This is a genomic window from Siculibacillus lacustris (assembly GCF_004328075.1).
Lineage (GTDB): Bacteria > Pseudomonadota > Alphaproteobacteria > Rhizobiales > Ancalomicrobiaceae > Siculibacillus > Siculibacillus lacustris.
Window position 1 is genome coordinate 55,624 of the sequence record NZ_SJFN01000007.1, and the last position, 16,698, is coordinate 72,321.

The 16,698-nt window shown below is 70.1% G+C and carries 13 protein-coding genes; 8 read left to right on the forward strand and 5 right to left on the reverse strand.

The annotated features are described in order from the left end of the window. Positions 1 to 9: 9 nt before the first annotated feature. Positions 10 to 1,392, reverse strand: coding sequence for a nitrogenase component 1 (locus EYW49_RS06355; protein ID WP_131307354.1), 1,383 nt, complete (start codon positions 1,390 to 1,392; stop codon positions 10 to 12). After that, positions 1,386 to 2,912: a nitrogenase component 1 gene (locus EYW49_RS06360; protein ID WP_131307356.1), complete on the reverse strand. Its 1,527-nt coding sequence runs from the start codon at positions 2,910 to 2,912 to the stop codon at positions 1,386 to 1,388. The genes EYW49_RS06355 and EYW49_RS06360 overlap by 7 nt, the downstream gene beginning before the upstream one ends. A 575-nt stretch (positions 2,913 to 3,487) precedes the next feature. On the opposite strand from EYW49_RS06360, the gene EYW49_RS06365 reads away from it, so the two are divergent. From EYW49_RS06365 to EYW49_RS06395, 7 genes are all read left to right on the forward strand, one after another. Beyond that, the gene (locus tag EYW49_RS06365) at positions 3,488 to 4,075 is read left to right on the forward strand and encodes an RBBP9/YdeN family alpha/beta hydrolase (RefSeq protein ID WP_131307358.1); all 588 of its coding nucleotides are present in this window, start codon (positions 3,488 to 3,490) and stop codon (positions 4,073 to 4,075) included. Positions 4,076 to 4,246: 171 nt separating this feature from the next. Next, entirely contained in the window at positions 4,247 to 5,422 is a 1,176-nt protein-coding gene (locus EYW49_RS06370) for an aminotransferase (RefSeq protein WP_131307360.1), read from the forward strand. 59 nt (positions 5,423 to 5,481) lie between these two features. After that, a complete protein-coding gene (locus tag EYW49_RS06375; RefSeq protein ID WP_131307362.1) occupies positions 5,482 to 6,276 on the forward strand; it encodes a MetQ/NlpA family ABC transporter substrate-binding protein in 795 nt (264 codons plus the stop codon). Between the two features lie 11 nt (positions 6,277 to 6,287). Further along, positions 6,288 to 7,430, forward strand: a complete 1,143-nt coding sequence (locus tag EYW49_RS06380) for a methionine ABC transporter ATP-binding protein (protein ID WP_131307364.1) — start codon at positions 6,288 to 6,290, stop codon at positions 7,428 to 7,430. Then, positions 7,384 to 8,079, forward strand: a complete 696-nt coding sequence (locus tag EYW49_RS06385; RefSeq protein ID WP_131307366.1) for a methionine ABC transporter permease — start codon at positions 7,384 to 7,386, stop codon at positions 8,077 to 8,079. The genes EYW49_RS06380 and EYW49_RS06385 overlap by 47 nt, the downstream gene beginning before the upstream one ends. A gap of 328 nt (positions 8,080 to 8,407) precedes the next feature. Continuing rightward, on the forward strand, positions 8,408 to 9,466 hold the full coding sequence (locus EYW49_RS06390) for an isopenicillin N synthase family dioxygenase (RefSeq protein WP_131307368.1): 1,059 nt from the start codon (positions 8,408 to 8,410) through the stop codon (positions 9,464 to 9,466). Between the two features lie 27 nt (positions 9,467 to 9,493). Continuing rightward, positions 9,494 to 10,813, forward strand: a complete 1,320-nt coding sequence (locus EYW49_RS06395) for an O-acetylhomoserine aminocarboxypropyltransferase/cysteine synthase family protein (RefSeq protein WP_131307370.1) — start codon at positions 9,494 to 9,496, stop codon at positions 10,811 to 10,813. A 122-nt stretch (positions 10,814 to 10,935) separates the two neighbouring features. Here EYW49_RS06395 and EYW49_RS06400 read toward each other — a convergent pair whose 3' ends face one another. Genes EYW49_RS06400 through EYW49_RS06410 form a run of 3 tightly spaced genes read right to left on the reverse strand, consistent with a single transcriptional unit; the run spans position 10,936 to position 14,281 of the window. Further along, positions 10,936 to 12,015, reverse strand: a complete 1,080-nt coding sequence (locus tag EYW49_RS06400; protein ID WP_131307372.1) for an amino acid ABC transporter permease — start codon at positions 12,013 to 12,015, stop codon at positions 10,936 to 10,938. A gap of 2 nt (positions 12,016 to 12,017) precedes the next feature. Then, entirely contained in the window at positions 12,018 to 13,226 is a 1,209-nt protein-coding gene (locus tag EYW49_RS06405) for an amino acid ABC transporter permease (protein ID WP_131307374.1), read from the reverse strand. 20 nt (positions 13,227 to 13,246) lie between these two features. Further along, positions 13,247 to 14,281 (reverse strand): amino acid ABC transporter substrate-binding protein, encoded by a 1,035-nt coding sequence (locus EYW49_RS06410; protein WP_131307376.1) that lies wholly within the window; start codon positions 14,279 to 14,281, stop codon positions 13,247 to 13,249. Between the two features lie 397 nt (positions 14,282 to 14,678). Between EYW49_RS06410 and EYW49_RS06415 the strand changes: the two genes are divergently transcribed. Beyond that, on the forward strand, positions 14,679 to 16,646 hold the full coding sequence (locus EYW49_RS06415) for a ferritin-like domain-containing protein (protein ID WP_165498152.1): 1,968 nt from the start codon (positions 14,679 to 14,681) through the stop codon (positions 16,644 to 16,646). Positions 16,647 to 16,698 lie beyond the last annotated feature (52 nt).

Sequence of the window (16,698 nt, forward strand, 5' to 3'; positions counted from 1 at the left end):
CCCCTCCGGTCAGCCGAGCGTCGAGGCGCGCACGACGGTGGTGTAGACGTGCTCGACCAGGGTCAGCGCGCCGCGCCAACCGACGTGGCTGCGCGACAGCACCACCTCGTCGGTCGCCGGATAACCGATCTCGACCAGCGGCGCGCCGATCTCGCGGGCGAGCCCGGCCTCCCAGGTCGACCCGAAGACGATCGGGTATTCGCCGTGGCGGTCATGGTCGCGGATCAGGCGATGGACGGTCGGGCCGTCCTGGGCGAAGACGACCTCGGCATCGACGCCCTCGGCGAGGTTGCGGAAGGCGGCCCGGATGCCGTCGCGCGCCGATTCCGGCGGGTTCTCGGTCAGGACGATCGCCCCCGGCGACAGGCCGAGCTGCTCGACCATGAAGCCGGCGACGGCCAGCGCATAGGCGCTCTCGCCGGCGACGATCACCTGCGACGGCAGCCGATACTGGCTGGTGCAGCCGGAATAGAAGGCCGAGAAGTCGCGCAGGTAGAGCCAGTGCTCCCGCTCCTCGCGGGCGGCGAAATCCTCGACGACGCGCGCCTCGATGCCGGCGAAGGCCGCCACTTGGGCCAAGAAGGCGCGGGTCGCCCGCGCGCCGATCGGCAGACGCGGCAGGTGCAGGAACGGCTGATCGTAGCTGCGCTCCAAGTGGCGGGCGATGCCGAGCCCGAGCCAGGGCGAGACGACCAGATTGAAGGCGGCCTCCGGGATCCGCTTCCACTCGGCGACACCGTCCGAGGCCGGGCCGAACAGAATCGCGACCTCGAGGCCGATGCCTTCGAGCAGGCGCTTCAGTTCGCCGAGATCGCCGCGCCAGAACGGGTTCTGGTAGGGAAGCGCCGACCAGACGTTGACCCGCCGCGCCCGCTTCGGCGCCGTCGACGGGCCGACGAACTGGTCGACGATCGCCTTGGCGATGATCTCGTGGCCGGTGAAGTTGTTGCCGCGATAGCCGGTGGTCTCGGCGAAGACCAGAGGCGCGCCGCGCCGGCGCCAGCGGGCGACGACGTTCTCGACGTCGTCGCCGACCAGACCCGGGATGCAGCCGGTCTGGACCACGAAGAGATCGGCCTCCATCACCTTCAGCGTCGCGTCGATCAGCTCGTCGAGCCGATCGGCGCCGCCGAAGATCACCTCGCGATTGCCGATGTTGGTCGAGGGCACGTGGAACTCGCCGCCCTGGTAGCCGGAGATGCCGGACAGCGCATGGAACTGCTTCTGCGCGCAGCCGGGGCCGCAATGGGTGATCGGCACGGCGTTCGGGATCGCAATGACGCTGAGCAGCGCGCCGAGCGCACAGCCGTAGCGCACCTGCTCGACGGCGCCGGGGGCGGCGTGGAATTCGGCTTCCGAGGTGCGGGTCGCGGCTTTGGCGGGTCTCAGCATGCGGGTTCCTCCGCCCGAACCCGTTCGGGCGGGGCCGCGTAGGGGTTGGTCTCGGCGAGCCAGGCGGGCGAATAGGGGAAGCTCGAATGCGCCGCGACATCGGCGTAGAAGCGCTTCTTCGGAAGGGTGCGGAGGATCGCCCGGCCGATGGTCAGGAGCCCGTCGTAGGCCAGCCCGTCGTTGGAATAGAAGATCGGCAGCACCGGAATGCCCATGCGGGCGGCGAGCGAGGCCATGGCGCCGGTGTGGCGGGTGACGATGAAGTCGGGGTTGGCCCGCTTCAGCGCGGCATGGGCCTGGAAGTGCTGATCGGGGCTGACGGTGAAGTTCGGGACGTCGCCGGTGGTGTCGATCAGGTGGCCGAGCGAATCCTGGCGCGGATCGCGGCTGTCGGTCATCGGGTCGTGGTGGAAGGAGAAGGTGCCGTCGACTTCGACCCCGAGTTCGCGCAGGTCGGCGATCAGGCCATGGGCGAAGGCGGCGCCGGCGGCGACGAAGCCCTTCTTGCCCTTCAACTTTTCACGCAAGGTGGCGAGTTCGGGGGCGATCCGGGCGCGCTCCGCAGCGATCACCGCCTCGACCCGATCCTCGCGGCCGGTGACCCGGGCGATGTCGCGCAGCCAGGCGTCGGTGGCGTCGAGCCCGTAGGGCAGCGGCGCACGGATCTCCGGCACGCCGTATTCCTGCTCGAGCCCGGTCGCGAGATAGGACAGCACGAAGCACATGGTGACCGTCGCCGCGGCCGAGGAGAGTTCGGCGAGGCGCTCCAGCGTGTTGCCGCCCATCACCAGATTGACCCGCAGGCCGAGCGGGGCGACCAGCGGCGTGAACACGTCGGGGCCGCCGAGATGGATGACGTTGAGGAGATCGGGATCGGTCTTCGCAGGGGCGCGGTCGACCAGCTTGCGCAGGATCCCGTGTTCGATCACGTCCCAGCCGTTCGACCAATGCTTGGACTTGAAGCCCTCGCAATGGAGCGTGACCACGGGAATGCCGAGCTCGTCCTCGAGCGCCCGGGCGGTGCCGTCGACGTCGTCGCCGATGATGCCGGTGGCGCAGGAGGTGGCGACGAAGATCACCCGCGGCGCGTGGCGCTCGAAAGCCTCGCGGATCGCCGCGGCCAGCCGGTCGACGCCGCCGAACACCATGTCCTGCTCGCCGAGATTGGAGCAGACCGAATGCGGATCTTCGGGCTTCCAGCCGCGGCGCTCGGCGAGGTCGCGGGCGTAGCGGGCGGTGAAGGACTGACTGGCGGCGCAGCCGATCGGCGAATGCTGGATCACCACCGAATCGCGGATGATCGTCGCATTGGTCACCGCGATGTGCTCGGCGCACATCGAGGCCTGGGAGAACGGGCTCGCCGTCTCGCACAGGCGCCGTCCGCCGGGACGGGCGTGGCCGCAGCCATGGGTGGCGACGCTGTCGGCGGCGAGCTGCGACGCCGATCCGTCCCATTGGGTGATCGTCCCGAGGCGTTGCTCGCGGGTCTCCGCCTCGACGGTTCTGAGATTGATCGCCATGCCGGTCTCGACTCCGTCGCTGGTTGCGGCATCCCGCGCCGCACCTCCGGTCGCCGCGACCGGCGCGCCCCGCCCGAGGGGTATCGCGCCGGCCGGCGACCATGGAGCGATCGGACCATGTAGTCGATAAAATGTGTAGATTTCTCGTTCCAAAATCGGCGGGCGAAAGCGACGGGTCTTGCCCGAAGCGGGGCTCGGAGAGAAATTTCGTCGACCGAAAGACCGAACACGCGCAAATACTTACGCTCGGCGCGGGACTTCTGCGCGCGGTCGCGACGGCGGACTGCGGCGGGGCCGGACGGGTTGCCGGGGCAGCGCCGCTCCGGGGTTCGTGCGGGATCGGAGGAAAACGCGCGCGAGCCGCGACATCGGCCGCCGGGAGGCGGATCGGCGACGCCGTTCGCCGAAACCGCCGATCGGCGGCAAAGAAAGTCGGATCGGGGGAACCGGTTGGAATGCCAGACCACGCCCGCCGGCGCGCTCTTCCCTATCCTGAAGACGCTCCGATCGATCGGCGATCGGTGATCGGCCGCGTCGGCTCCGCCGACCCGTTCTCAGTCTGGGAGTGTCTCGCGATGACGGTTCTCGTCCTGCCCGGTCTTCACGGCTCCGGTCCCGGCCACTGGCAGCACGCCTGGCTCGAGGACATCGAGGATTCGGTGCTGGTCGAACAGCGCGATTGGTCGCGGCCGGATCGCGGCGCCTGGGTCGAAACGGCGTGCCGCGCGGTCCGAGCCCATCCCGGGGCGCTGCTGGTCGGCCACAGCCTCGGGGCGATCCTGATCGCCCATCTCGCCGCCGATCACCCGGAGTTGCCGATCGGCGGGGCGCTGCTGGTCGCCCCGGCCGACGTCGAGGCCGCCCACGATCACCATGTCGTCGCCGGCTTCGCACCCTTGCCGAGCCGCCCCTTCGCCTTTCCGTCGATCCTGGTGGCGAGCCGCGACGATCCGTGGATGCCGTTCGATCGTGCCCGCGTCCTCGCCAACATCTGGGAGAGCGCGCTGGTCGATCTCGGGCGGGCCGGCCACGTCAATGCCGAGAGCGGGCTGGGGCGCTGGGCCGAGGGCCGTCGCCTCCTCGCCCGCATCGATGGCGTCCGCCGGCCGAGCCCGGCGCTGCGGCAACGCCCGTCGCTGCACCTGGTCGCCGCCGCCGGCTGAGGAATTTCAGACCCGAGGAACCCGGATTTCCGGCAAACCGTGCCCCCCGAGCGCGGCCGGCGGGCAGCTCCATGCTTTGTCTATCGTTCCGATCGACAATATCGTCTGAACGATCCTCGGTGCGGCCGGAACCGGGGATCGACCGTGGCGGCCGGCGCCTTAGGATTCCCGATGGTCAATTCCGTGTTCGGCGCCGGTGGCACGTCGATCTTCGAAACCATGTCGCGGCTCGCCGCCGAGACCGGATCGATCAATCTCGGCCAGGGCTTCCCCGAAGGTCTCGAACCGCCGGAGGTGGTCGAGGCGGCGATCGCGGCCCTGCGCGCCGGACCGCATCAATATCCGCCGATGATGGGTGTGCCGGCGCTGCGCCGGGCCGTCGCCGAGAACACCAAACGGTTCCTCGGCCTCGACGTCGACTGGGAGCGCGAGGTGCTGGTCACGTCCGGCGCCACGGAAGCGCTGGCCGACGCCTTCTTCGGGCTGTTGGAGCCGGGCGACGAGGTGATCCTGTTCGAACCGGCCTACGACAGCTATGCGACGATCATCCGCCGCGCCGGGGCCATACCGGTGCCGGTCCGCCTCGCCCCGCCCGACTGGGCGCTGCCGCGCGAGCGGCTCGTCGACGCGCTGACGCCCAAGACCCGGGCGATCGTCGTCAACACGCCGATGAATCCGATCGGCAAGATCTTCGACGAGAGCGAGCTCGCCTTCCTCGCCGAATTGGTGCTCGAGCGCGATCTGGTGGTGATCGCCGACGAGGTCTACGAGCATCTGGTCCTCGACGGGCGGCGTCACCTCACCTTGTTCGCCGATCCGCGGGTGCGCGACCGCGTGGTCCGCATCGGCTCGGCCGGCAAGACCTTCTCGGTCACCGGCTGGAAGGTCGGCTACGTCACCGCCGATGCGAAGTTGCTGGCGCCGATCGCCCGGGCCCATCAGTTCATCACCTTCACCACGCCGCCGGCGCTGCAGGCGGCGGTGGCCTTCGGGCTCGGTCTGCCGGACGCCTATTTCCTGGGGCTTCGTGCCGAACTCGCCCGGCGGCGCGATCTGCTGGTCGGAGGTCTCCGGGCGGCGGGCTTCGAAGTCGCCGACGTGGCGGCGACCTATTTCGCGGTCGCGGCGGTCGACGGGCTCGACGACGCCGGCGACGATTTCGCCTTCTGCAAGCGCCTGACGCTGGAGGCCGGAGTCACGGCGGTGCCGATCTCCTCCTTCTACGGCGCCCGCGACGTGCGCTCGCACATCCGCTTCTGCTTCGCCAAGCGCGAGGACACGCTGACGCAAGCGGTCGAACGGCTCGCCGCTTGGCGCCGCGGCGACCGCCTGCGCGCCGCCGAATGAGTCCCAAGGCCGTCCCGGCCGCTTCCCCCGATCCCTCCCCTGCCCCGAGGTTGTCCGACATGCGCCGTTCCTCCGCCCTCACTCTGGTCCTCGCCGGCGCGGCGCTGATCTGCGGCCTCGCCCTGCCGGCGTCGGCCGAGACCATCCGCTTCGGCGTCACCGCCGGACCCCATGCCCAGATCGCCGAAGCGCTGGTGCCGGTCGCCAAGGCCAAGGGTCTCGACGTCAAGATCGTCGAGTTCTCCGACGGCGCGCTGATCGATCCGGCGACCCAGGACGGCAGCCTCGACGCCAACGGCTTCCAGCACACGCCCTATCTCGATCAGCAGAACCAGGATCGCGGCCTCGACATCGTCTCGGTCGCCCGCACCGTGCTGCTGCCGATGGCCGGCTATTCGAAGAAGGTGAAGTCGCTCGCGGAGTTGAAGACCGGGGCGGTGATCTCGATCCCCAACGATCCGTCGAACGGCGGCCGCGCGCTGAAGCTTCTCGAGGCCGGCGGCGTCATCAAGCTGACCCCGGGCTCGACCTTCAAGGCGACGGAATTCGACATCGTCGACAACCCCAAGAAGGTCAAGATCCTGGCGATGGAGACGGCGCAGCTGCCGCGCTCGCTCGACGACGTCGACTTCTCGGTGATCACCTCGCATTTCGCGATTTCCGCCGGGCTGCTGCCGAGCCGCGACGCGATCCTGATCGAGAGCCAGCAGTCCGACTACTTCTGCCTGATCGGGGTCCAGCGGAAGCGCGCCGGCGAGCCCTGGGTGAAGATCCTGGCCGAGAGCTACCGCTCGCCGGAGGTCAAGGCGGCGATCGAAAAGACCTTCAAGGGCAACATCATCACCGCGTGGTGAGGAGGTCGGGCATGAATGCACCGCTGCCGAGCGAGAGCCTCGCCGCGGGCTTGCCGCTCGCCCCGCACCCGCCGGTGTCCGAGCCGGTGATCCGGATCGAAGGCCTGTCCAAGACCTTTTCGGACGCCGCCGGGCCGGTGCTCGACGACGTCTCGCTGCAGATCGCGCGCGGCGACATCTATGGCGTGATCGGCCGATCGGGGGCGGGCAAGTCGACCCTGGTGCGCTGCATCAACCGGCTGGAGCGGCCGAGCGGGGGCCGGGTGGTGGTCTCGGGGCACGAGACCTCGCGCCTCGAAGGGCGGGCGCTGCGCACCGCGCGGCGCGACATCGGCATGATCTTCCAGCACTTCAATCTCCTGTCGTCGCGCACCGTCGCCGGCAACGTCGCGCTGCCGCTCGAGGTCGCCCGCGTGCCGAAGGCCGAACGGGGTCCGCGCATCGCCGCCCTGCTCGAGCTGGTCGGTCTCGCCGACAAGGCGCAGGCCTATCCCTCGGAACTGTCGGGGGGGCAGAAACAGCGGGTCGGGATCGCCCGGGCGCTGGCCACCGCGCCGTCGGTGCTGCTCTGCGACGAGGCGACCTCGGCGCTCGACCCGGAGACCACTCAACAGATCCTGGCGCTGTTGCGCGACATCAACCGTCGGCTCGGCCTGACCGTGGTCCTGGTCACCCACGAGATGGAGGTGGTGCGCGACATCGCCAGCCACGTCGCGGTGCTGGAGCGCGGCCGTCTGGTCGAGGAAGGGGCGACCTTCGATGTCCTGGCCTTTCCGAAATCGCCGGTGGCGCGGTCGTTCCTCGCCGGCATCGTCGCCCACGAACTGCCGCCCGAGATCCAGGCGACGCTGTCGCCCGAACCGCAGGCCGACAGCGATCCGGTGATCCGCATCGTCTTCACCGGCGCGGCGGCCAACGAACCGATCGTCGCCGATCTGGTCGGGCGGTTCGGTCTGCGGCCGAACATCCTGCACGGCCGGATCGATCAGGTCGCCGGCCGGCCGCTCGGCGTCCTCACCCTGGTCGCCGGCGACGGCGGCGACGGCCGGCTCGCCGCCGCCCTCGCCCACCTCGCCCGTCTCGGTCTCCATGCGGAAGTGATCGGCCATGCCCTTCGACCTGCTCTCGCCCGCCGTCACGGCGGCCCTCGTTGAATCGCTGAAGCAGACCGCCTTCATGGTGTCGGTGGCGGCGGTGCTGTCGACCCTGCTCGGCCTGCCGCTCGGCATCCTGCTGGTGGTGACCGCGCCGGGCCACATCGCCGAACGTCCGGCGGTCAACCGGGTGGTCGGCACGGTGGTCAATCTGGTCCGCTCGACGCCGTTCATCATCATGATGGTGGCGATCATCCCCTTCACCCGGCTCGTCGTCGGGACGACGGTCGGCACGGCCGCGGCGATCGTGCCGCTGACCCTGGCGATCACCCCCCTCTTCGCCCGCCTCGCCGAGACGGCGATGCGCGAGGTCGACCGCGGCGTGATCGAAGCCGCCGAGGCGATCGGGGCGAGCCCCTGGGAGATCGTCGTCAAGGTGCTGGTGCCGGAGGCCCTGCCCGGCATCGTCGCCGGGGTCACCGTCGCCCTGGTCAGCCTGATCGGCTACTCGACCATGGCCGGCACGGTCGGCGGCGGGGGGCTCGGCGACCTCGGCGTGCGCTACGGCTATCAGCGTTTCATGCCGGAGGTGATGGTCGCGGTGGTGGTGGTGTTGGTGGTGCTGGTCCAGGCGGTCCAGATCGTCGGCGACGCCGTCGCCCGGGCGGTCAATCACCGGATCGCGCGGCGGCGCCGCGGCGGCGTCTGAACCGCTCCGCCGGACCGCCGATCGGCGCGTCCTCGGGCGTCGGCCGCCCCGCGCGGGGCGCGCCGGCGCCCGATCCGTTTCGGTGCCCCGCGTTCGCGGCCCTTTCGGATCCGGCGGCGGTCGGGCGGTCGCACGGGCGCCGGGCCGATTTCGCCGCGCGGGCCGAGCGGCGAAACCGGTTCCCCGGACGTCCGCGGATATAAAATATGAAATCTATCGAAAATATTCCGTCCGTGGTCGGATGAAGCGAAGTCGACGAAGCCCACGCCCGTCGCCGCATCACCCCCGTTCCACGGGCCGTTCCGTCCCCGCAAGCGAGATCTTCCTCATGACCGTTCATCCCGGAAAGCTCGATCTGCCGATCGTCGATCTGTCGCGGTTCCACGGCCCCGCGGCCGAGCGGACCCGATTTCTCGAGGATCTCGCGCGGATCCTGCACGACCACGGCTTCTTCTATCTGACCGGCCACGGCGTCGATCCGCAACTCGTCGCCGACATTCTGGCGATCTCCAAGCGCTTCTTCGCGCTGCCGGAGGCCGACAAGCGCGCGGTCGAGATGATCCACTCTCCGCATTTCCGCGGCTACAACCGGGTCGGGCTCGAGTACACCCGCGGGGCCCGCGACTGGCGCGAGCAGATCGACTTCAACAGCGAACGCGACCCCGAGCCGATCGGCCCGGACACGCCGCCGTGGAAGCGCCTGATCGGGCCGAACCAGTGGCCGGCGGCGTTGCCGGAGCTGAAGCCCGTGGTGCTCGCCTATCAGGCCGAGGCGACGCGGGTGGCGATCGAGACCCTGCGGGCGATCGCCGCGGCGCTCGGCCAGGACGAAGCGGTGTTCGCCGAGATCTACACGCCCGCGCCGACCCAGCACGTCAAGCTGATCCGCTATCCCGGCCGCGACGTCGCCGAAACCTCGCAAGGGGTCGGCGCCCACAAGGACGGCGGCATCCTCACCGTGCTGCTCCAGGACGTCGCCGAAGGGCTGCGAGTGCGCACCGAGGACGGGGTGTGGATCGACGCGCCGCCGATTCCCGGCACCTTCGTGATCAACACCGGCGAGGTGCTGGAGCTCGCCACCAACGGCTGGGTCCGCGCCGACGTCCACGACGTGGTGGCGCCGCCGGCCGGCAGCGAGCGCTACTCGGTCGCCTTCTTCCTCGGCGCCCGGCTCGATTCGACCGTGCCGGTGCTCGATCTGCCGCCCCATCTCGGCGCCGAGAGCCGCGGGATCACCGCCGATCCCCTCAACCCGCTGTTCCGCGAAGTCGGCCGCAATCATCTCAAGGGCCGCCTGCGCTCCCATCCCGACGTCGCCCGCCGCCACCATGCCGATCTCCTCAGCCCCGAGGAACGGGCCGGCGACGCCGTGGCCTCCGCCTACTGAACCCGAGCATCCGAAGAGGACAGACCCATGGCCAAGTCGAAGAATCCCGAGACCCTCGCGCTGCACGGCGGCAGCTGGCGCGCCGATCCCACCAGCGGTGCGGTGGCGGTGCCGATCTATCAGACCAGTTCCTACCAGTTCCACGACGCCGACCACGCCTCGCGGCTGTTCGCGCTCGAGGAGCTCGGCTACCTCTATACCCGCGTCCAGAACCCGACCCAGGAAGCCTTCGAGTCACGGATCGCCGACATCGAGGGCGGCGTCGCGGCGCTGGCCGTCGCCTCCGGCCAGACCGCATCGGCCTATTCGATTCTGACGCTGGCCTCGGCGGGCGACAACATCGTGTCGTCGACCGACCTCTACGGCGGCACCTGGGCGCTGTTCGCCGAGACCCTGAAGCAGTTCGGCATCGAAGTGCGCTTCGTCGATCCGGCCGATCCGGAGAACTTCCGCAAGGCCACCGACGACAAGACCCGCGCCTATTACGCCGAGCTGCTGCCCAATCCGAAGCTCGAGGTGTTCCCCGTCGCGGAAGTCGCGGCGATCGGCCGGCCGCTCGGCATTCCGCTGATCGTCGACAACACCGCGGCGCCGATCCTGGCGAAACCGCTCGCGCACGGCGCGGCGGTGGTGGTCCATTCGGCGACCAAGTACATCGGCGGTCACGGCACCTCGATCGGCGGCGTGATCGTCGACGGCGGAAACTTCCCGTGGGAAGAATTCCCCGAACGCCAGCCGCTGCTCAACACCCCGGACGCCGCCTATCACGGCGCGATCTGGGTCGAGGCGGCCAAGCCGCTCGGGCCGATCGCCTACATCCTGCGCACCCGGGTCAAGCTGCTGCGCGACGTCGGCGCGGCGGTGTCGCCGTTCAACGTGTTCCAGTTCATCCAGGGCCTGGAGACGCTGCCGCTGCGCATCCGTCAGCACGTCGACAACGCCGCCAAGGTGGTCGACTACCTCTCCGCCCATCCGGCGGTGTCGCGGGTGATCTATCCGGGCCTGCAGACCGGCGAAGCGCGCCGCCGCGCCGACACCTATCTGAAGGGCGGTTACGGCGCCCTGGTCGGCTTCGAACTGAAGGGCGGCGTCGCGGCCGGCCGCAAGTTCATCGACGGCCTGGAGCTGTTCTACCACGTCGCCAACATCGGCGACGCGCGCTCGCTGGCGATCCACCCGGCCTCGACCACCCATTCGCAGCTGACGCCGGAAGAGCAGTTGCGCACCGGCGTCACGCCCGGCTACGTGCGCCTGTCGATCGGCATCGAACATCCCGACGACATCATCGCCGATCTCGACCATGCGCTCGCCGCGGCGACCGCCGAGACCCGTCTCGCCGCCGAGTGAGCGCGACGACATCGCCCCAAAAACGAGCTCGCCGCGGTCGGCCGACCGCGGCGAGTGTCTTTGTGAAGTGAGGCGAAGTGAGGCGAGGCGCCGGCGGCCGCGACGCGGGTCGGCGCCGCCGCTCACCTCCCGCGGGCGAAGCGGCGCTCGAGCGTCAGGCTCCAGCGCGAGCCGGCGAAGCCGAGGACGAAGTAGACCAGCGCCGCCACCGCATAGGCCTCGTCGAAGAAGCCGAGCCACGCGGGATCGTTGGCGGCGGTGCGGGCGGCGTTGAGGAGTTCGTACATGCCGATGATCACCACCAGCGTGGTGTCGAGCAGGATGCCGATGGCCAGCGTCACCATCGACGGGATCGACACCTTGAGGGCCTGCGGCAGGACGACCAGCCGGGTGGTCTGCCAGGGCGACAGGCCGAGAGCCCGGGCCGCTTCCGATTGGCCGGCCGGCACGGCGGCGAGGCCGGCGCGGACGATCTCGGCGAGATAGGCGGCGGTGAACAGCACCAGCATCGCCGTCGCCCGGGCGAACTTGTCGATCGCCACACCGGCCGGCAGCATCAGGGGCACCAACAGGGTCGAGGCGTAGAGCAGGGTGATCAGCGGCACGCCGCGCACGGTTTCCACGAAGGCCCCGGCGAGCAGACGGATGCCGCCCATCTTCGAGCGCCGAGCCAGCGCCAGGCCGATCGCCAGCGGGAAGGCGCCGGCGAAGGCGGTCATCGCCAGGAAGAAGGTGATCGGCAGGCCGCCCCAGCGTTCCGAGGAGACCGCGGCGAGCGGGCCGACACCGGCGAGCAGGGCGACGACGGTCGCGAGAACCGCGACCCAGGCGACCACCAGCCCGCGGCGCCAGAACCGCGGCCGCGTCGAGGCGACGATCAGCCCGACCATCAGGAGCAATGCCGCCAACGCTCGCGGGCGTTCGTCGGGCGGGTAGAGGCCGAAGGCGAGGAGCGGCGCCTTTTCGACGACGAAGGCCCAGCAGGCGCCATGGCCGGCGGCGCAGGTCTCGGCGGTGCCGGTCCAGGTCGCATCGATCACCGCCCAGCGCAGGAAGGGGATGCCGACCCACCAGATCAGCGCCGCGAAGCCGAGGGTGATCGCGGTGTTGAGCTTCGATCCGAACAGGCCGACCCACAGTTTCGGGCGGACCGCCGGCGGGGGGGCGAGCGGACGGGGCAGAACCGTGGCGAGATCGGTCATCGTCAGCGTCCTTCGCGCCGCAGGCGCCGCTCGTTCCAGGCGTTGCCGGTGACCGAGACGAGCAGGCTGAGGGTCAGATAGAGGCCCATCATCAGGGTGATGGTCTCGAGGCTCTGGCCGGTGACGTTGGCGGTGGTGTTGAGGATCGAAACGAGGTCGGGAAAGCCGATCGCCACGGCGAGCGAGGAGTTCTTGGTCAGGCTCAGCCACGACGAGGCGAGCACCGGCACGATCACCCGCAGGGCCTGGGGCAGGACGACGAGGCGCAGTACCTTCATCGGCGGCAGGCCGACGGCGCGCGCCGCCTCCCATTGGCCGCGCGGCACCGACAGAATGCCGCCGCGCACCGTCTCGGCGATGCCGGCCGAGGCGTTGACGGTCAGGCCGATCAGCAGGGCGGCGAATTCCGGGGTGAGCGTCAGCCCGCCGCGGATGTTGAAGCCGGCGAGTTGCGGCAATTCGAGCGCCAGAGGCGCACCGGCGAGCGCGGCGACGAAGGCCGGGCCGAGGAGCGCGAGACCGACCGCGGTCGCCGCGCCCCCCTGGGGCGCCGGACCGCGACGGCGGCGGCGCAGTGCCAGACCGAGGCCGACGAGGGCGAGCAGCGCCAGCGTCGCGCCGGCGACCGCCGGGCTCGATCCGTCGTCGGAAAACCAGGGAAAAGCCAGACCTCGGTTGGAGAGCTTCACGCCGGGCAGCGGCGCGAAGGCCTGACGCGGACCGGGCAGCGCATGCAGCGTGGCGTTCCAGAAGAACAGCTGCAGCAGCAGCGGCGTGTTGCGGACGATCTCGATGAAGCCGGCGACGGTGCCGGAGAGCAGCGGATTGTCGGACAGCCGCGCCACCCCGAGGAGAACGCCGAGGATCGTCGCCAGGAGGCAGCCGGCGGCAGAGACGAGAACCGTATTGGCGAGGCCGGCGAGAATCGCCCGGCCGTAGCTGTCGCCGGCGGCATAGGCGATCGGCGCCTCGCCGATCTCGAAATTCGCCGCGTGTCCGAGGAAGGCGAAGCCGGGAGTCAGGCCGAGGCGGGCGAGGTTGGTGGCGAGCGCCGTCCACAACAGCGCGCCGATCCCGGCGAGGCCGACGAACAGCAGCAGTTGGGCGACCGGGCGTTCGCCGACCCAGTCGGCGAAGCGGCCGCGCGCCCCGGGCCGTTTCCGGTCCGGGGCGACGTAATGAACGAGACGACCCTCGAAGGCGCCGTGCATCGGAGCCGTCTCCTGTCGGCTCAACGGAACGGCGGGGAATAGATCAGGCCGCCCTTGGTCCACAGCTGATTGTAGCCGCGCTCGAAGCCGACCTTGGTCTTCGGGCCGATGTTGCGGTCGAAGATCTCGCCGTAGTTGCCCACCGCCTTGACGATCTTGTAGGCGAAGGCCGGGTCGAGACCGATCGCCTCGCCGAGCGACTTGTCGACTCCGAGGAAGCGCTTGATGCCGGGATCCTCGCTCTTCAGGAACTCGTCGACATTGGCCTGGGTGATGCCGAATTCCTCGGCCTGGATGGTGGCGTAGACCGTCCAGTTGACGATCTCCAGCCAGCGGTCGTCACCGGCCCGGACCGCCGGGACCAGCGGCTCCTTGGACAGACGCTCGGGCAGCAGGACGAAGTCGTCGGGCTTGGCGAGCTGGGTGCGGGCGATGGCGAGGTCGGAGGCATCCTGGGTCAGCGCGTCGACGCGGCCGGATTCGAGGGCCTTGTGGAACTCCTTGGTCTCTTCGATGACCACCGGCGTGAACTTCTTCTTCGTCTTGCGGAAGAAGTCGGCGATGTTGAGCTCGCCGGTGGTCCCGGACTGGATGCCGATGGTCGCGCCGTCGAGATCGGCGGCCTTGGTGACGCCGAGCGACTTCTTCACCAGGAGGCCCTGGCCGTCGTAGAACACCACCGGACCGAAGTGGAAGCCGAGCTTGAAGGCGCGGTTGATGGTCTGGGTGACACCCGACAGCAGGATGTCGAACTCGCCCGACTGCAGCGCCGGCAGACGCTGCTGCGGCGAGGAGTTGGTGAACTCGACCTTGTTGGGGTCGTCGAACACCGTCACGGCGAGGGCGCGGCCGAAATCGACGAAGAAGCCCTGCCACTTGCCGCTCGAATCGGGGGCGAAGAAGCCGGGCGAGGTGCCGACCCCGACCTTGATCAGGCCGCGCGCCTTGATCGCGTCGAGGGTCGGGCCGGCGTGGGCGGCGGGCAGGCTCGCGGCGCCGAGCCCGAGGGCGAAGGCGCCGGCGGCGAGGATGTGTCGTGCGGTCTGGAAGGTCATGGGCCACCTCGGAGGGATGAACGGAGTCCGCCGCGGAAGGGAGGAGGTCCGAGCCCTTCGGGAGGGGCATCGGGCGGCGGCGGCTCTCGTTGACCATCTGATCAAAAGCACGGCAGCTGATCAAAATATGAACTACCGAAATAATCAACAATCGAGGAAATCCGTTCCCAGGGGCGACCGGGTTTGCGAAGGTGGTGGCGGCGCGTCGCCGTGGGCGTCCCCCTATCGCGGGGGCCGGCCCCGTCGCGTTTCCCGGCGGTCACATCGGCGTGGTACCGACGCAGGACAGGACGGACGGGCCCGCGGTTGGCGCGGCGGAAATCTGCTATTCTGTCCGGGTCTCCGAGGTCACGGCTCTGCCGACGTGACGCTGCGACGAGCAAGGTGGGGTGACGCGATGGCCGCAATCGATCCGAGCGCCGACGTCGAGATCCGCAGCCGCGAGCAACTGCTCTACACGCTCGCCGAAGCGGCGGAGATCGAGCACAATCTGATGTGCTGCTATCTCTACGCCGCCTGGAGCCTGAAGACCGAGCCCGACGACGGGGTCGACCAGGCGACGGGGACGATGCTGCGGCGGTGGCAGCGGGCGATCGTCGCCGTGGCGATCGACGAGATGAGCCATCTCGCCATGGTCGCCAATCTGATGGCGGCGATCGGCGGGGCGGCGCATTTCCAGCGCCCGAATTTTCCGATCGCCGCCGGCTATCACCCCGCCGGACTGCAGGTGCGGCTCGCCCCGTTCTCGATGGCGACACTGCAGCACTTCATCCATCTCGAGCGCCCCGAGGGCAGCGACGAGCCGGACGGCGAGGGCTTCGCGCCGCCGCTCGCCTACGGCCGCGGCCTGAACGGCCTCGAGATCATGCCCTCGGCCCAGGATTTCACGACCGTCGGCCATCTCTATCGGTCGATCGAGACCGCCCTGGGGACCCTCGCGGCGCAACTCGGCGAGGCCGTGCTGTTCTGCGGCGATCCGCGGCTGCAGGTCGGCCCCTCGCTGGTCTCACTGCCGGGACTCGCCACGGTGACCGACCTCGCCTCGGCGATCCGGGCGATCGAGGTGATCGTCGAACAGGGCGAAGGCCACGCCAGCGACCGCGAAGACAGCCATTTCCGGCGGTTCATCCGGGTGCGCAGCGAATATGCCGAGGCGCTGGCCCGCGACCCCGCCTTCGTCGCCGCCCATCCGGCGGCCGAGAACCCGGTGATGCGGCGGCCGCCCGCGGCGGCCGGGCGGGTGTGGATCCAGCGCGAAGATGCCCGCGCCGTCCTCGATCTCGGCAACGCCGTCTACAATCACATGCTGCGCTGTCTGGCCCAGGGCTTCGGCGATACCGATCCGACGCGCAAACGGCGGGCGCTCGACACGGCGATCGACGCGATGTTCGCGCTCGACCCGCTCGCCCGCGAACTGGCGCGGCTGCGCGCCAACGATGCCGACGCCTGCAACGCCGGTCTCTCCTTCGCGACGCTGCGCGCCTACCCGTTCCTCGCCCCGGACACCGCGGCGACGACGCTCACCGAGCGGATCGGTGAATTGGCCCGCGGTGCGACGGCGCTGCCGGATTCGCCGCGGGTGGCGGCGGCGCTCGCCGCGCTCGGCCAGATCGCCGCGAAGACCGCGGCTGCCTCGAGGGTGGAAGCCATGACCGAAGCGACGGCCGCGCCGCCCGCCGATCCCGTGGTGGCTGGCCCGCCTCCCGCCGCCGTCGGCGGCAATTCCGGCATCGAGTCGGTCGAGGGTCGCGACCTCGTCATCGCGTTCGAAGGCCGGCGCTGCATCCACGCCCGCTTCTGTGTCACCGGCGCGCCGAAGACCTTCCTCGCCAACGTCCAGGGGCCGTGGCTCCATCCGGACGACACCGACACCGATCGCCTGATCGAGGTCGCCCACGCCTGTCCGTCGGGGGCGATCGGCTATCGCCGCAAGGACGGCAAACCCGACGAGGCGCCGCCGCCGGTCAATCTGCTCAACATCCGCGAGGCCGGCCCCTATGCGATCCGCGCGCCGATGACGCTGGCCGGCCGCGAGATCGGCCATCGGGCGACGCTGTGCCGCTGCGGCGCCTCGAAGAACAAGCCGTTCTGCGACGGTTCGCACCACGACATCGGCTTTGCCGCCTCCGGCGAACCGGCGACGGTCAGCCTCGATCCGCTCCCGACCCGCGACGGGCCGTTGGCGGTCACGCCGCTCGCCGACGGTCCGCTCGCGGTCGCCGGCAACCTCGAGATCTGCGCCGGCACCGGCCGCGTGGTGCAACGGGTGACCGAGGCGCGCCTGTGTCGCTGCGGTCAGTCGAAGACCAAGCCGTTCTGCGACGGCAGCCATCGCGCCGCGGGATTCCAAGCCGACGGCGCCTGACCGCGGTTTCCCCCCATCGCGCGGCGACACGTTCCGCGCCCCCGACGGCGAC

Bases quoted from the DNA above. Each gene is read 5' to 3' on its own strand.
- EYW49_RS06355 (WP_131307354.1), bottom strand. From the start codon at position 1,392: ATGCTGAGACCCGCCAAAGCCGCGACCCGCACCTCGGAAGCCGAATTC.
- EYW49_RS06360 (WP_131307356.1), bottom strand. From the start codon at position 2,912: ATGGCGATCAATCTCAGAACCGTCGAGGCGGAGACCCGCGAGCAACGC.
- EYW49_RS06365 (WP_131307358.1), top strand. From the start codon at position 3,488: ATGACGGTTCTCGTCCTGCCCGGTCTTCACGGCTCCGGTCCCGGCCAC.
- EYW49_RS06370 (WP_131307360.1), top strand. From the start codon at position 4,247: ATGGTCAATTCCGTGTTCGGCGCCGGTGGCACGTCGATCTTCGAAACC.
- EYW49_RS06375 (WP_131307362.1), top strand. From the start codon at position 5,482: ATGCGCCGTTCCTCCGCCCTCACTCTGGTCCTCGCCGGCGCGGCGCTG.
- EYW49_RS06380 (WP_131307364.1), top strand. From the start codon at position 6,288: ATGAATGCACCGCTGCCGAGCGAGAGCCTCGCCGCGGGCTTGCCGCTC.
- EYW49_RS06385 (WP_131307366.1), top strand. From the start codon at position 7,384: ATGCCCTTCGACCTGCTCTCGCCCGCCGTCACGGCGGCCCTCGTTGAA.
- EYW49_RS06390 (WP_131307368.1), top strand. From the start codon at position 8,408: ATGACCGTTCATCCCGGAAAGCTCGATCTGCCGATCGTCGATCTGTCG.
- EYW49_RS06395 (WP_131307370.1), top strand. From the start codon at position 9,494: ATGGCCAAGTCGAAGAATCCCGAGACCCTCGCGCTGCACGGCGGCAGC.
- EYW49_RS06400 (WP_131307372.1), bottom strand. From the start codon at position 12,015: ATGACCGATCTCGCCACGGTTCTGCCCCGTCCGCTCGCCCCCCCGCCG.
- EYW49_RS06405 (WP_131307374.1), bottom strand. From the start codon at position 13,226: ATGCACGGCGCCTTCGAGGGTCGTCTCGTTCATTACGTCGCCCCGGAC.
- EYW49_RS06410 (WP_131307376.1), bottom strand. From the start codon at position 14,281: ATGACCTTCCAGACCGCACGACACATCCTCGCCGCCGGCGCCTTCGCC.
- EYW49_RS06415 (WP_165498152.1), top strand. From the start codon at position 14,679: ATGGCCGCAATCGATCCGAGCGCCGACGTCGAGATCCGCAGCCGCGAG.